The organism is Pseudarthrobacter siccitolerans, assembly GCF_030823375.1.
GTDB lineage: Bacteria > Actinomycetota > Actinomycetes > Actinomycetales > Micrococcaceae > Arthrobacter > Arthrobacter siccitolerans_A.
On sequence record NZ_JAUSXB010000001.1, the window covers coordinates 1,036,468 to 1,050,758 of the forward strand.

The following is a 14,291-nucleotide window of genomic DNA, read 5'->3' on the forward strand; positions in this document are numbered from 1 at the left end:
TTGCGGGCCCGGCTTTCCAGGCCCAGTTTCCATAACCTGCGGCTTCGGGCAAATATTCCCCAAAAGTGCAAGACTAGAACGGACTCCGCCGCACCCGACGCGGTTCGTCCACCCAGGAGGAAATCCATGTCCTTTGTCCGCACACTCGCACGGCCCATGCTGGCTTCCAGTTTTGTTCTCGCCGGAATGGATAAGCTCAAAAACGCCGACGACACCGCGCAACAGCTCTCGCCCCTGCTGAGCAAAGCAACGGCCGCGTTGCCATTCCAGACGGACGAGAAGACACTGGCGCGGATTATCGGCGGGACACAGGTGGGCGCCGGTGTCCTGTTCGGGCTGGGGAAGTTCTCCCGTCTCTCAGCGACCGTACTGACCGTGGTTTCGCTGCTCAACACGTTCGTCGAGTGGCGCAGCGCGGATATCAGCAGCAAGGAAGGCCGCGGAAACCGCCGCAACCAGCTGCTGAAAAACCTGTCCCTGAGCGGCGGAGCATTGCTTGCTTCCGTGGACACGGCAGGTAAGCCGGGGCTCGCCTGGCGTGCCGAGCACCTGGCGGCCGACGCGAGGAAGGGGGCGGCGCACCTGGCCGCCGATGCCCGGAAGACCACGAACAAGAAGCTGCACAAAGCCGACAAAGCCGTGCGCCGCGCCGTCGAACAGGCCACGGGGGCATAAGCAGGACATGACCGCACCAGCCGCCGCCACCCGGGACAACTCCGGAGCGCTCCTCCCCCACTGGCCCGCCCCCTTCGCCGCCCGCCCGGTGGATGCCACCGTCACGGTGCCGGGCTCGAAGTCGTTGACCAACCGGTATCTGGTGCTGGCCGCACTCGCCGACGGCCCGTCGCGGTTGCGCGCACCGCTGCATTCCCGGGACTCCGCACTGATGATCGAGGCGCTCCGGCAGCTCGGCGCCACTATCACCGAGGTACCGGGGGACGGGGCTTTCGGGCCGGATCTGGAGATCCTCCCGATCGCGGCGGACGGGGCACCGTCAGCCGCGACGATCGACTGCGGCCTCGCCGGCACGGTGATGCGGTTCGTGCCGCCGCTGGCCGCGCTGCGAAACGGCGCCAGCCTGTTCGACGGCGACCCGCACGCCCGCAACCGGCCCATGGGAACCATCATCGAAGCGCTGAAGGCGCTGGGAGTGGCCGTATCCGCGGAGGATGGCGGCACGCCGTCGTCCTTGCCGTTCGTGGTGGAAGGCTTAGGCGAAGTCCGTGGCGGCCACCTGGTCATCGACGCAAGCGCCTCATCGCAGTTTGTCTCCGCCCTGTTGTTGGTGGGCGCACGGTTCACCGAGGGGCTGCACCTGGAGCACGTCGGCAAACCCGTGCCCAGCCTGGACCACATCAACATGACAGTTGCCGTCCTGCGGGGCGCGGGGGTTGTGGTTGACGATTCAATGCCGAACCACTGGGTGGTTGCTCCCGGGCCCATCCGCGCCTTCGACCAGCAGATCGAGCAGGACCTCTCCAACGCCGGACCATTCCTTGCTGCGGCCCTGGCTTCCGGCGGAACCGTCCGGGTTCCGGGCTGGCCTGAGCAGACGCAGCAGGTAGGCGATCTCTGGCGCACCATCCTGGCCGAGATGGGCGCCGAGGTCAGCCTGCGCGACGGCGTCCTCACGGTCACGGGCGGGCAGGAAATCAAGGGTGCCGATTTCGCGGACACCAGCGAACTGGCCCCTACAGTCGCCGCCCTCTGCGCCCTGGCCACTGGCCCCTCCCGACTCACTGGAATCGCGCACCTGCGCGGGCATGAGACGGACCGGCTGGCAGCCCTGGTCACGGAGATCAACCGCCTGGGCGGCGATGCCGAGGAGACCAGCGACGGCCTGGTGATCCGGCCTGCGAAGCTGCACGCCGGCGTCGTACACAGTTACGCCGACCACCGCATGGCCACTGCCGGAGCCATCCTCGGCCTGGCAGTGGACGGGGTCCAGGTAGAGGACATCGCCACCACCGCGAAGACCATGCCGGACTTTCCGGCGCTGTGGGCAGACATGCTGGCCCAATCGGGCCCCACGGGCGCCGCGGCGGAAGGTTCCACCGGTGGCCCGGAGCACTGACTCCTGGGACGAGTCGGATGTCCGCATCCGGCCCAGCAAAAAAGGTTCCAGGCCCCGCACCAAGGACCGGCCGAGCCACGACGACGCCGTCACCGGCCGCATCGTCACTGTTGACCGCGGCCGGTACACGGCAGTGGTGGGTGAAGACTCCGGCAACGAGCGCGTTGTCATCGCCGCCAGGGCACGCGAGCTGCGCCGGAACCCCGTGGTGGCCGGCGATTTTGTGTCGCTCGTGGGTGACGTTTCCGGCGACCCCAACACGCTGGCCCGGCTGGTAAAAATCCAGGACCGCAGGACCCTCCTTCGGCGCAGCGCCGACGATACCGATCCTGTGGAGCGGGCAGTGGTGGCCAACGCCGACCAGCTGGTGATCGTAGTGGCTGCCGCGAACCCGGAGCCGCGCACCGGCTTCATCGACCGTGCCCTGGTGGCTGCGTATGACGCCGGGATCGAGCCGATCCTGCTGGTCACCAAGGCGGACGTCAAGGATCCGGCGGAGCTGTTGGCAAACTACACGCACCTGGACTTCCCCGTAATCATCAGCCGGACGGCGGATTCCAGCGCTTCGGGCATCGACGCCCGCTCCGATGACGGATTGTCGGCCCGCCTTGACAGCAAAGCGGTGGCAGAACTGCGGGACTTCCTGGACGGCAAGGTCACCGTGATGCTCGGCCATTCCGGCGTGGGCAAGTCCACCATGGTCAACGCCCTCACCGGGGCCGAGCGTGCCACCGGCGGGGTCAACGCCGTGACTGGACGCGGGCGCCACACGTCATCGTCCGCCCTGGCGCTGAGGCTTGCGGATGCACCGCCGGGCAGCTGGATCATCGACACCCCGGGCATCCGCTCCTTCGGCCTGGCCCACGTGGACCCGGACCGGATCCTGCGCTCCTTCCCGGACCTCTCCCCCGGCACCGAAGACTGCGAACGGGGCTGCAAGCACACCGCCCATGCCGTGAACTGCGGCCTGGATGCCTGGGTGGCCGGCGGGCATGCCGGCGCCACCGGGGAAGCCCGGCTGGCCTCCCTGCGGCGGCTCCTCGGCACCGATCCCCGCATGGAGGCCCAGGAGGCCAAGGAGCTTGGCAGCGTCAACTGACAACGCCGATCTCCCAGCAGAACCGCGCGCAGACGGTAGTTTGGAACCATGATCCAACCCGCTTCAAGCTACAACGATGACCTGCGCCTGGCCCATGTCCTGGCCGACTCCGTGGATGACCAGACCATGAGCCGCTTCAAGGCCCTGGACCTGCAGGTGGAGACCAAGCCTGACCTGACGCCGGTTACGGACGCGGACAAGGCCGCCGAAGAAGCCATCCGTGGCCAGCTGTCCCGTTCCCGCCCGCGCGACGCCGTGCTCGGCGAGGAGTTCGGCAGTACCGGCCACGGCTCGCGGCGCTGGATCATCGACCCCATCGACGGCACCAAGAACTTTGTCCGCGGTGTCCCGGTCTGGGCCACCCTGATTGCACTGGTGGACGAGGGCGAGCCCGTGGTCGGCGTGGTCAGTGCACCGGCCCTGGGCAAGCGCTGGTGGGCTGCCAAGGACATGGGCGCCTACATGGGCCGTTCCCTCGCCGCGGCCACGCGGCTGCGGGTATCCAACGTCTCCAAGCTCTCCGATGCTTCCCTGTCCTACTCCAGCCTGGGCGGCTGGAAGGAGCGCGGCAGCCTTGACAACTTTCTGGGCCTCACCGAGGACGTGTGGCGGACCCGGGCGTACGGCGACTTCTGGTCCTACTGCATGGTGGCCGAAGGCTCAGTGGACATCGCCTGCGAACCTGAACTGAACCTTTACGACATGGCCGCTCTAGTGCCGATCGTGGTGGAAGCCGGGGGGCGTTTCACGTCCCTGGAAGGCGAAGACGGTCCCTTCGGCGGCAACGCGCTGGCCACCAATTCCATCCTGCACTCCGAGGTGCTGCGCAGGTTGAACCCGGACCTGGACGACCTCCTGTAAGGCAGGTTACCGAAGAATCAGCGGCGGGCGCCTCCACGAGGAGGCGCCCGCCGTCGTTTCTTCGGCAAAAGAAGCCCTTCTCCGCCGGCGCGTAACAAAGCGCTTAACATTTATCCCGGCTTCAAACCTTCCCGCCCCATGTTCTACGCTCTTAAGCAGGTCACGAGTGCCAGCGCGAAACCCCGGTTTGCTGGCCGGCAACCCTCCAACCGCGGTGGGGTGCCCCGGGTGACGACCAGGCCGGTCCGGAGCGGATGCGGCAAGCGCGGATTCCCGGCTGTGGGAGTCCTTTTGAAGTGAGGTCTCTGTGACAACTGCCACCGTCTCCCCCAATGCCACTGCCGGTTCCGTTATTCTCCAGCCTGGAACCACCTTTGATGCCCGCCGCGCCGCCGCCGGCCGGCCGCTTGCTGCCGTCACCGGCGCCGAGATCCAAGCGCCGCTGATCCATGGCGGCCATGTCCGCTACGCAAACCTTGACTACGGTGCCTCCGCTCCTGCGCTCTCGGTGGTCTCGGCGTACCTCAACGAGATCCTGCCGTTCTACGCGAGCGTCCACCGCGGCGCGGGTTACGCGTCCCAGATCAGCACCTCGGTCTACGAAAACGCACGCGACATCGTCCGCGGGTTCGTGGGCGGCCGTCCGGGCGACTCCGTGATCTTCACCCGGAACACCACCGATTCGCTCAACCTGCTGGCCGGCTGCCTGCCCGCAACAGACGGGCACCCCGACGGTGACGTCCTCTACCTGGACATCGAGCACCACGCCAACCTGCTGCCGTGGCAGGGCGTCCCGCACCGCAGCATCGTTGCAGCCGACACCATCGCCGGCACCATCGAGGCCGTCCGGGCGGAACTGGAGCAGGGCGGCGTGAGCCTGCTCGCCGTCACCGGCGCGTCCAACGTCACCGGTGAGATCCTTCCCATCCGCGCCCTGGCCGCGCTCGCCCACGAACACGGCGCGCGGATCGTGGTGGACGCCGCCCAGCTGGCCCCGCACCGCCGCGTGGACATCGCCGCGGACGACGTCGACTACCTCGCCTTCTCCGGCCACAAGCTCTACGCACCGTTCGGTTCCGGCGTGCTCGTGGGGCGGGCGGACTGGCTCGACGCCGGAACGCCGCACCTCGCCGGCGGCGGCGCCGTCAAGGAGGCAAGGCTCGACGGCGTCAGCTGGGCCACCGGCCCGGCACGCCATGAGGGCGGCTCACCGAACGTCCTGGGCGCGGCCACGCTGGCCCGCGCCACCCAGGTGATCGCCGGGCTGGACCAGGAACAGTGGCACGCCCACGAATCCGCCATCCGGTCCTTCCTGGTGGAAGGCCTGCAGGACATCGACGGTGTGACCGTCCACCAGATCTTCAAGGACACCAATCCGGATACGGACACCATTGGCGTGGTCAACTTTTCTGTGGAAGGCTACGACGCCGGGCTGGTGGCGGCCTACCTGTCCGCCGAGCACGGCGTGGGCCTGCGCGACGGCCGCTTCTGCGCCCACCCGCTACTGAAGCGCCTGGGCCTGCCCTCCGGTTCCCTCCGCGCCAGCTTCGGCGTCGGCTCCCGCCTCGAGGACGCCGAACGGCTCCTTGCCGGCATTGCAGCGCTGCGCAGCAACGGGCTGGGCTGGGACTACGTGGTGGACGCCGGGCGCTGGGTTCCTGCGAACGACACCCGGACCTACCCGCACTGGGCGCCCAACACCCCGGGCACCGCCGGCGCCGCTCCCTGCATCGACGACTAAGCACGTGCGGTAAATTCGGAGGATAGCCAAAGGCATCAATCGAAGGAGGCCACACGTGGTACGGGGTGGCCCCAAATTGGATCACGGGCGGCGCCGGGAGCTCGGCCAGAGCTTCCAGGACGGCGGGGAGCATTACCAGCAGGTCCGGCCGGGCTACCCGGAAGAATCAGCGCAATGGCTGGTCCCCGCCGGAGCCCGCGATGCACTCGACGCCGGTGCCGGCACCGGCAAGTTCACGGAGCTCCTGCTCGGGATGGGATTGTCCGTCACGGCCGTGGACCCGTCCGGGGACATGCTCGAACAGTTGCGCGCCCACTACCCCGCGGCCGCGGCTGTCCAGGCCACCGCGGAGGCGACGGGCCTGCCCGCGGCGGCCTTCGACGTCGTCAGCGTTGCCCAGGCCTGGCACTGGTGTGACGCCCTGGCTGCCAGCACCGAACTGGCGCGCGTCCTGCGTCCGCAGGGAACGCTGGGCCTGATCTGGAACCAGCTGGACACCTCGGTGCCCTGGGTTCACCGGCTTTCCCGGATCATGCATGCCGGAGACGTGTACAAGCCAGGCTTCCGGCCGCAGGTGGGGCCGGAGTTCCGGGACCTTGAGGGCCACGTAACGCATTGGCAGGACCGCGTCACCACCACCGGCCTCGTAGAGCTGACGAAGTCCCGGAGCTATTACCTGCGGGCCGGCGAAACCACGCGCGCAAAGGTGCTGGCCAACCTTGACTGGTACCTGCACGAGCACCTGGGCCACAGCGTGGATGAGGAGCTTGAGCTGCCTTATCTCACGCTGACCTGGCGGGCCATCAAAGCATAACGGGGACGGTCAACGGGTAGGCTGGAGCTGTGAAGACCAGCGCGCCCTCCTCCTCCATCGAGGATTACGTCAAGGTCATCTACTCGTTCACCGAATGGCAGGACAAGCCCATCACGTCCTCCCAGCTCGCCCAGCGCCTCGGGGTGGCCAATTCCTCGGTGTCCGAAATGGTCCGGAAGTTGAAGGACCAGGGCCTGGTGGACCATAAACCCTACAGCGCCATTACGCTCACGGACCAGGGTGTCCGGCTGGCCCTTTCCATGGTGCGCCGCCACCGCCTGATCGAGACCTATCTCGTCCAACAGCTGGGCTACCGCTGGGACGAGGTCCACGACGAGGCCGAACTGCTGGAGCACGCCGTCTCCGACACGTTCATTGAACGCGTTGCAGCGAAACTCGGAGACCCGCAGCGTGACCCCCACGGCGATCCGATTCCCACGGCCGACGGGAAAGTCCTGATGCCCCGGGCGCACCTGATGGGCGAACTGGACCAGGGGCACACCGGCAGGATCACCCGTATCAGCGACGAAAACCCGGACCTGCTCCGCTACCTTTCCGCGGAGGAGATAGACCTCGACGCCGAAGTGGAGATCGTGGGCCGCAAGCCGTTCGGCGGGGCCCTGGTGGTCCGGATCAGGAACTCGGGCAGGACCAGGGACTACGATCTGGCCGATGAAATCACCTCTGCCCTGTGGGTGCACAGCGATCACCCACACCCTGGCTGCCTGCTCGGAGACAGCTGAATGACGCCTGCGGGCATACCGCCGGCGCGTGCCTGGTGTGCTGTTGCTGTTGGTGGCCTGATAGGGACTGAGCTGCGGTACGGACTGGGACTGGCGTTTCCGGATTTTCCGGGGTCCGTGCCCTGGGCCACGCTGGGGATCAACGTGGGTGGAAGCTTTGTCCTGGCGTTGCTGACCACGGTGTGGATGGCACGGCCGCACACCGCGTTCTGGCTTCGCGCGGGCCTCGGCCCCGGATTCCTGGGATCCTTCACGACATTCTCGGCCGTGGTGTTCGCGGTGGACCAGCTGGCGCGGGCGGGCTCGCACTTCATCTGGATCACCTACCTGGCCCTGTCGTTGCTGCTGGGGCTGGCCGCGGCCGGTGCGGGGTGGCGGGCCGGGAAGGTTGTGGCGGGCTGGGTGGACGGGCGCAGTGGCAGCCGGTTTGGGGGGCGGCCATGACGGCGGCTGCGCTGGTGGGAGTGTTCGGAGTTGCCGGTGCACTGCTCCGTTTTGCCGTGGACAGCTGGTTCGCGCATCACACATCGATCCTTTCTGCCCGCGGCGTTGAGAACCGTCACTCTGGAATCCATGGCAGCAGAAACAGGAAACGGTTGCACTGGCCTTGGGCCACGCTGTTCGTGAACGTCACAGGGTGCTTCATTATCGGCGCTGCCCACGCCATGACCCTCAAACTCGGGGTGGCCCCGGAATGGCAGGCTGCACTAGCCACCGGTCTGGCCGGCGGCCTCACAACTTTTAGTTCCTGGACCACGGCAACCGTGCGGCTGCTCAGTGAAGCACGGTTCGGATCCGCGGCATTGAATGTTGCCGCCAATCTGGTCCTTGGTTTTGGCGCGGCCGCGGCAGGACTTGCATTGGCCGGTTAAGGGTTGCGGCGGGCGATTTGGCGGGCTCCCGTATCGTGGATGGTGATGATTAGCAGACGTGACGCGGCCATTGCCCTGGATGTACCGATGGAAATGGCACAGCGCCATGGCCTTCCAAAGTGGATGACCGAGGCGGAACTCGGGGAGATCCTGGACAACCCGCCGCCGTGGCTGGTCCAGTCCCGCGCCAACCGGACAGGGAAGCGCCCGGTCTGGGTGCATTTGGAGTGCGCTGTCTGCGGTTATGAGGAAGCGGCGCGCCCCAAGAAATGGTGGCCGGAGTTTACGTATGTGGTGTGTGAGCACCACAGCCCCGCGGACGTTCCGCCACTGCGCCCGGGGTACGTCCGCGGCGAGTTCGACGGCGTCGGTACACGTTTTGTGGGCATCGCGGACGTGCCAGCCCCGGACTGATTCAGGCATTACATTCAGCGCGGAACAGGCGTAATTTACGAAGTGGGACACAGCCGTCCCCGTGTCGCAAGGAGTACGCCATGCCGGACAAGTCACCACATCAGCAGCTGAACAAGAAGCCCGTTAAATCCATCAAGGAAAAACGCGCCGAGAAGAAGGCGAAAGCCCCGCTCGAAGGCGCCCAGGATCCGGTAGCGCACCTGAAGAAGCGCCGGTAACGGTCACCCGTTTCCGTTTGCAGGCATTTCTTCCGGCACGGCCACAAGGTCCATTTCCTGGCCGTCCCTCAGCACGCGGACCCGCAGCGGCTGGCCAATCGCATCGGCGAACAGCAGCTTCTGCAGGCTTTCAGCGTTGCTGACGGGACGGCTTCCGGCTGTCAGGATGATATCGCCCGCCAGCAGGCCGGAGCGGCCGGCAGGTGATCCCGCCAGCACTTCCACCACCCTGAGTCCCTCGCGTTGCCCCGTCCTGATCACCGCGCTCGCACTGAGCCTGATCGGTGTGCTGACAACGCCGAGGTAAGCCCTCCTGACGCGGCCGTCCTTCAGCAGTGCCGAGATGATCCGGCGCGTGGTGGAGTTGATGGGTACTGCCAGTCCCAGCCCGGCGCCGGCCACGGCGGTATTAATTCCCACGATCCGCCCACGGAAATCGGCCAGGGCGCCGCCGGAGCTGCCGGCATTGAGCGCCGCATCGGTCTGGATGACGTCCTCGATCACCCGCCGGTTGCCGCCTGACCACACCGGGATGGCCCGGCCCAGGCCGCTGACCACCCCTGCGGTCACCGACCCAGCCAAGCCGAGCGGATTCCCGACGGCGATGACCAGCTGGCCAACCCGCAGCGTCTCGGCGTCGCCGAACTGTGCCGGGGCCACCTTGGGTGCCCTGCCGCGGACCACCGCAAGGTCGGACAACGGGTCTACGCCCACCAGTTCAAGGTCGGTCCGGCTGCCGTCGGCAAAGGCCGCATGGCCCTTGTGCGTGCCGGCCACCACATGCGAATTCGTCAGGAGATAGCCGTCTTCGGTGAAAAGCACGGCGGAGCCTGCCCCCACACGGAAACGGCCGTTCCTCCGGTTGCTGGTCATCTCAATGGCCGCCACGTGCGGCGTGACTGCCTCAGCCACGCGCATGACTGTCTCTGAATACGAGTCCAGGGCGTCGTCGTCGGGCGCCTGCGAAACTGGCTCGCTCCCCTGGTTCATTGGGGCACCTCCTCGGTATACGGCTCCCCGGCGGCGTTGCTTGTCCGGGTCCTAACCGTGACAACGATCGGGCGCGGGTTCATAGTCCCGGCGGGGCTACGCCGTCGGTGAACGGGCGCCTGGGTGCCCTGGGCCAGGGACCGGGACTACCAAGCCAGGGCAAAGAAAAACACCCCGGTCCGAAGACCGGGGTGCTTTTCGATGAATCCAACCTAAAGGATCGACTCATCACAAATGTGGAGATGGGGGGAATTGAACCCCCGTCCGATGTCGTGTTGTCAGGGCTTCTCCGGGCGCAGTTTGCGTCGGACTTTCTCGGCCCCAGCCATGCCGCAAACAGCTGGCTGATCCGGGCCCAGTCATCTAAGAGTCCCGTTCACCCCGATGACGGAGGTGAACAGCAGTGGCTATCTAAATGACGCCAGGATCCGGGGCGATAGCAACCTCGGGCTGACGGACTGTCTTACTGCTTAGGCAGCAAGAGCGAAGTCAGTGCGCTTAGATTCGGCACTTATTGGTTTGCAGAAAGCGTTTACGAGATAATTCTGCATCCTCGGCCCGCTTCACCTGTCGCGACTAACATCGTCGAAACCGATCATCCCCATATTCTTTTACCAAACCGGCAGGCAAGCCCACCGGACTACCCATCATAACGCATCATTCAGGGAATTCATTCCCGCCTAGCGGCGGCGGTTGCGCTCCCGCATTTCCCGCTGCGCTTCTCGGTTGTCCTGCTGTTCGCGGAGGGTCTGCCGCTTGTCGTACTCGCGCTTACCGCGAGCCACACCGATCTCCACCTTGGCTTTGCCATCGACGAAGTACAGCTGCAGCGGAACGATCGTATAGCCCGATTCCCGCACCTTGTGCGAAATCTTGATGAGTTCCTCGCGGTGGAGCAGCAGCTTCCGGCGGCGGCGTGCCGCGTGGTTGGTCCAGCTGCCCTGGTTGTACTCCGGGATATGGATGGCTTCCATCCACAGTTCGTCGTTGTAAAAGGTGCAGAACCCGTCCACCATGGAGGCGTGGCCCTCGCGCAAGGACTTCACTTCGGTTCCCATCAGCGCGATTCCAGCCTCGTAGGTGTCCAGCACATGGTAGTCGTGCCGGGCCTTGCGGTTGGTGGCCACCACTTTACGGCCACTTTCTTTAGGCAAGGGAAAGCTCCTCAGTTCAAGAATCGGAAGTCCTCCGGGCCAGCCGGCGCGGAGTCATACCAGTGTACGGCAGGCTAATGGGCGCTACAGCAGCCCCATCGGGTCCACAGCGTTGCCGTTCAACCACGTTTCAAAGTGGGCGTGGCAGCCGGTGGAGTTTCCGGTGTTGCCGGAGTACGCGATCAGCTGCCCCTGCGATACCCGCTGGCCGTTCGACACCACGATGCTTGAGTTGTGGTAGTAGATGGTATTCAGCGTGTTGCCCTGCACCAGGCCGTGGGAAATCTTCACCCGCCAGCCTCCGCCGTCGGCTGAGTTCCAGCCGGAGCTGAAGACCTCGCCTGCTGCCGCAGCGTAGACGGGCGTGCCGCAGGCCGCGCCGAAGTCGATTCCGGTGTGCAGGTAGCCGCCCTGGCCGTAGAAGTCGATGGTTCCGGGCGGCGTTGCGCGCCAGCCGAAGCCGGACGTGATGGGGACGCTGCCATCAAATGGATGCCGGAGTCCAAAGGCCGACGGCGATCCAACGGGCGGCACAAAAGGCTGCACCGGGGGCGGCGGCTGGTTCCTCGCTGCTGCTGCAGCGGCCGCCGCGGCTGCGGCTTCCGCCGCCAGCCGGCGCTGCTCGGCTTCCCAGGCCTCGCGCAGCTTCCGGTCGCGTTCTTCGATTTCGGCTGCCACGGCGTTCTGGCTGGCCTGCACACCGGCAAGCTGGGACTGGATGCCGGGCTTGGCGGCCTGCAGTTCCGCGTCAAGGCGGGTGGTGTCGGCAATGAGCCGGTCCACTTCGTCTTTCCTGGCGGCTGCTTCGTCCCGGGCTGCCTTCTCCCGTTCAAGGGCTGCGTCGGCCTTGGCCTTCAGGTCCTTGATTTCGGCTTCAACGGCTTGGAGGCGTGCCTCGGAGTTGACGTTGGTGGCGTTCTGCTGGGACAGCTTGTCCATGGCGGCGTTCTGGCTGCGCATGGCCTGGTCTGCCAAGTCCATCGTCTCGGTCAGGCTTCCGCCGTTGTTTGAGCCGAAGAACAGGGACAGGTTGGAGGGCACTCCCCCGGATTTATAGGCTTGGGTGGCGATCTGGCCAATCAGCTTCTTCGTGTCCGCGATTTTTTGCTTGTCCGTTTCAAGCTGCTGCGTGATTTTGGCCTTGTTCTGCTGGGCCATGTCCACGCGGGCGGAAAGTGCCTCAACTTCCTTGACGGCTCCGGCAACACGGCCCTGGGCCTCAAGGAGCGCCTGCTGGGCACCGGGCAGCTGGCCCTGGTAAATGATCAGGTCGCCGGCGGCCTTGGCGATGCGCGAATCAACGAATTCCAATGACTGCTGGACCCTGGCTGCTTCGGCTTCGAGTGCTTTCTGCTTGTCCTCAAGCTCGTCGGCGAAGGCTGCCGGGGAGGATGATGCCAGTCCTGCGCTGAGGACGACGGCGAGCACAGCGCTGATAATGCCGGCGCGGCGGGGCCACTTCCGCCCCCTGGTGCGCTGGCGCCGCGGGGACGTTTGATCCGTTATGTTCATGGGCATTCCTAGTTCGGTTTGCATACCTAGACGCGAAGGTATCGGCGCAAGGTCAAGAGAGACGAAATTCCCGCCAAGGATCCGCCAAGGATTATCAAAGCCGGTACCAGGATCAGCGTCTGGCCTGAGGAGATGAAGGCCGTGTCCGGGTACTGCCGGGACATGTATTCGCCGAGGAAAAAGTGCGCAACGGCCCACAGCGTGGCCGAGGCAAGTGCCGCGCCGATGACCGCCGCGATAACCCCCTCCAGGATGAACGGCAGCTGGATCACCGTCTTCGAGGCGCCCACCAGGCGCATGATTCCCGTTTCGCGGCGGCGGCTGAAGGCGGAGAGCCGGATGGTGGTGGCGATCAGCAGGATGGCGCAGACGATCATCACGCCGGCGATGCTGACGGCAACAAGGGAGGCCCCGTTCATCACCGAGAACAGCCGCTCGAGGAGCTGGCGCTGGTCAATGACGGTTTCCACTCCCGGCTGGGAGGCGAAGGTCTCACTGATGATCTGGTACTTTTCCGGGTCCTTCATGTTGATGCGGAAGGATGCAGGCAGCTGGTCCGGTGTCACGGAGTCCACGATGGGCGAATTGGAGAACTGGTCCTTGAAGTGCTTGTAGGCCTCTTCCTTGGACTCGTACTGGAAGTCGTTGGTGTACTGGGCCACTGCCGGGGACTCAAGGAGGGAATTGAGACTCTCCTGCTGCTCCGCGGTGACAGGCCCGGTGGCGCAACCGGCCGCCGTCGAACCTTCACTGCACAGGAAGATGGCCACCTGGACTTTGTCGTACCAGTAGCCCTTCATCTGGTTGATCTGCATCTGCAGCATTCCGGCCGCACCCACGAAGGTGAGCGAGACGAAGGTGACCAGGATGACTGACACAACCATTGAGAGGTTGCGGCGGAGACCGCTGCCAATCTCGCTGAGGATGAATGCAAGCCTCATCGCTGTCCCTCGCCTTCGCCCGGCTGTCCCGCTTCGGGCGTCTCCCGGCCGCTCGCATCCTTGAGCCTGCGCGATTGACCGACTACCGGAATCATGGACGTGTACAGCGCCTTTGCCTCGTCGCGGATGACCACGCCGTTCTTGAGCTCCACCACGCGCTTGCGCATCTCGTTGACGATGTCGTCGTCGTGCGTCGCCATCACCACGGTGGTGCCGTTCTGGTTGATTTTGTCCAGGATGCCCATGATGCCCATCGACGTGGTGGGGTCCAGGTTTCCCGTCGGCTCGTCGGCGAGGAGGATCCCGGGCCTGTTGACCACGGCGCGGGCGATGGCCACGCGCTGCTGCTCGCCGCCGGAGAGTTCGTGCGGCATGCGGTGCTCTTTGCCTTCCAGGCCCACGGTCTTCAGTACCTCGGGAACAGTGTCCCGGATGACGCTGCGGCTCTTGCCGATGACCTGCATGGCGAAGGCTACGTTGGCGAAGACGTTCTTCTGGGGCAGGAGCCGGAAGTCCTGGAAGACGACACCGATCCCCCGGCGGAGCCGCGGCACGCGCCAGCTGGAGATCTTGGCGACGTTCTGGCCGGCGACGTAGACGGCGCCGGACGTTGCCCGGTCTTCCTTCAGGACGAGCCGCAGGAAGGTGGACTTGCCGGAGCCTGATGCACCGACGAGGAAGGCGAATTCGCCGCGGTCAATCTCAAGGTTGACGGTGTCCAGCGCAGGCCGGGTTGTCTGGTCGTAGACCTTGGTGACATTTTCGAATCGGATCATGGCCCTAAGTACCCTGCAGGGCATAGCTGATTCTCATGCAGCCCAGTTCTGCAGCCGGTGCGCGGGTTTTCGTTTGGGGGAA

16 protein-coding genes, 1 other RNA gene and 1 riboswitch are annotated in these 14,291 nt (G+C 65.6%); of the genes, 11 read left to right on the forward strand and 6 right to left on the reverse strand.

Annotation, left to right across the window (positions count from 1 at the left end):
• Positions 1 to 126 precede the first annotated feature (126 nt).
• From QFZ36_RS04905 to QFZ36_RS04955, 11 genes are all read left to right on the forward strand, one after another.
• Positions 127 to 675 carry a DoxX family protein gene (locus QFZ36_RS04905; RefSeq protein WP_306634368.1) on the forward strand — a complete coding sequence of 183 codons (549 nt, stop codon included), beginning with the start codon at positions 127 to 129 and terminating at the stop codon, positions 673 to 675.
• 7 nt (positions 676 to 682) lie between these two features.
• Positions 683 to 2,074 carry a 3-phosphoshikimate 1-carboxyvinyltransferase gene (gene aroA, locus QFZ36_RS04910; RefSeq protein ID WP_306634370.1) on the forward strand — a complete coding sequence of 464 codons (1,392 nt, stop codon included), beginning with the start codon at positions 683 to 685 and terminating at the stop codon, positions 2,072 to 2,074.
• Complete coding sequence (rsgA, locus tag QFZ36_RS04915) at positions 2,058 to 3,173, forward strand: ribosome small subunit-dependent GTPase A (RefSeq protein WP_306634372.1); 1,116 nt, start codon at positions 2,058 to 2,060, stop codon at positions 3,171 to 3,173. Before aroA ends, rsgA begins: the two co-directional genes overlap by 17 nt.
• A 48-nt stretch (positions 3,174 to 3,221) precedes the next feature.
• Positions 3,222 to 4,034, forward strand: coding sequence for a histidinol-phosphatase (gene hisN / locus QFZ36_RS04920; RefSeq protein ID WP_306634374.1), 813 nt, complete (start codon positions 3,222 to 3,224; stop codon positions 4,032 to 4,034).
• A 158-nt stretch (positions 4,035 to 4,192) separates the two neighbouring features.
• Positions 4,193 to 4,306, forward strand: a riboswitch (SAM riboswitch).
• 35 nt (positions 4,307 to 4,341) lie between these two features.
• On the forward strand, positions 4,342 to 5,775 hold the full coding sequence (locus tag QFZ36_RS04925; protein ID WP_373427018.1) for an aminotransferase class V-fold PLP-dependent enzyme: 1,434 nt from the start codon (positions 4,342 to 4,344) through the stop codon (positions 5,773 to 5,775).
• Positions 5,776 to 5,830: 55 nt separating this feature from the next.
• Positions 5,831 to 6,589: a class I SAM-dependent methyltransferase gene (locus QFZ36_RS04930; protein ID WP_306634375.1), complete on the forward strand. Its 759-nt coding sequence runs from the start codon at positions 5,831 to 5,833 to the stop codon at positions 6,587 to 6,589.
• A 29-nt stretch (positions 6,590 to 6,618) separates the two neighbouring features.
• Positions 6,619 to 7,332, forward strand: coding sequence for a metal-dependent transcriptional regulator (locus QFZ36_RS04935; RefSeq protein WP_306634377.1), 714 nt, complete (start codon positions 6,619 to 6,621; stop codon positions 7,330 to 7,332).
• Positions 7,333 to 7,776 (forward strand): fluoride efflux transporter FluC, encoded by a 444-nt coding sequence (locus QFZ36_RS04940; RefSeq protein ID WP_306634378.1) that lies wholly within the window; start codon positions 7,333 to 7,335, stop codon positions 7,774 to 7,776. It begins immediately after the preceding gene.
• Entirely contained in the window at positions 7,773 to 8,204 is a 432-nt protein-coding gene (locus QFZ36_RS04945; RefSeq protein WP_306634380.1) for a fluoride efflux transporter FluC, read from the forward strand. Before QFZ36_RS04940 ends, QFZ36_RS04945 begins: the two co-directional genes overlap by 4 nt.
• Positions 8,205 to 8,249: 45 nt before the next feature.
• Positions 8,250 to 8,618 (forward strand): hypothetical protein, encoded by a 369-nt coding sequence (locus QFZ36_RS04950; protein WP_306634382.1) that lies wholly within the window; start codon positions 8,250 to 8,252, stop codon positions 8,616 to 8,618.
• 80 nt (positions 8,619 to 8,698) lie between these two features.
• Positions 8,699 to 8,836, forward strand: coding sequence for a hypothetical protein (locus QFZ36_RS04955; RefSeq protein ID WP_306634384.1), 138 nt, complete (start codon positions 8,699 to 8,701; stop codon positions 8,834 to 8,836).
• A 3-nt stretch (positions 8,837 to 8,839) separates the two neighbouring features.
• Here the strand turns inward: QFZ36_RS04955 and QFZ36_RS04960 are convergent, their stop codons facing one another.
• The 6 genes from QFZ36_RS04960 to ftsE all read right to left on the reverse strand — a co-directional run bounded on the left by QFZ36_RS04960 (position 8,840) and on the right by ftsE (position 14,209).
• Positions 8,840 to 9,826 carry a S1C family serine protease gene (locus QFZ36_RS04960; RefSeq protein WP_306634386.1) on the reverse strand — a complete coding sequence of 329 codons (987 nt, stop codon included), beginning with the start codon at positions 9,824 to 9,826 and terminating at the stop codon, positions 8,840 to 8,842.
• A 234-nt stretch (positions 9,827 to 10,060) separates the two neighbouring features.
• Positions 10,061 to 10,429, reverse strand: a transfer-messenger RNA (tmRNA) gene (gene ssrA, locus QFZ36_RS04965).
• 77 nt (positions 10,430 to 10,506) lie between these two features.
• Positions 10,507 to 10,980 carry an SsrA-binding protein SmpB gene (smpB, locus tag QFZ36_RS04970; protein ID WP_009356865.1) on the reverse strand — a complete coding sequence of 158 codons (474 nt, stop codon included), beginning with the start codon at positions 10,978 to 10,980 and terminating at the stop codon, positions 10,507 to 10,509.
• 84 nt (positions 10,981 to 11,064) lie between these two features.
• Positions 11,065 to 12,492: a M23 family metallopeptidase gene (locus QFZ36_RS04975; protein ID WP_306634388.1), complete on the reverse strand. Its 1,428-nt coding sequence runs from the start codon at positions 12,490 to 12,492 to the stop codon at positions 11,065 to 11,067.
• A gap of 26 nt (positions 12,493 to 12,518) precedes the next feature.
• Entirely contained in the window at positions 12,519 to 13,433 is a 915-nt protein-coding gene (gene ftsX / locus QFZ36_RS04980) for a permease-like cell division protein FtsX (RefSeq protein WP_306634390.1), read from the reverse strand.
• Entirely contained in the window at positions 13,430 to 14,209 is a 780-nt protein-coding gene (gene ftsE / locus QFZ36_RS04985; protein ID WP_306634393.1) for a cell division ATP-binding protein FtsE, read from the reverse strand. The genes ftsX and ftsE overlap by 4 nt, the downstream gene beginning before the upstream one ends.
• Positions 14,210 to 14,291 lie beyond the last annotated feature (82 nt).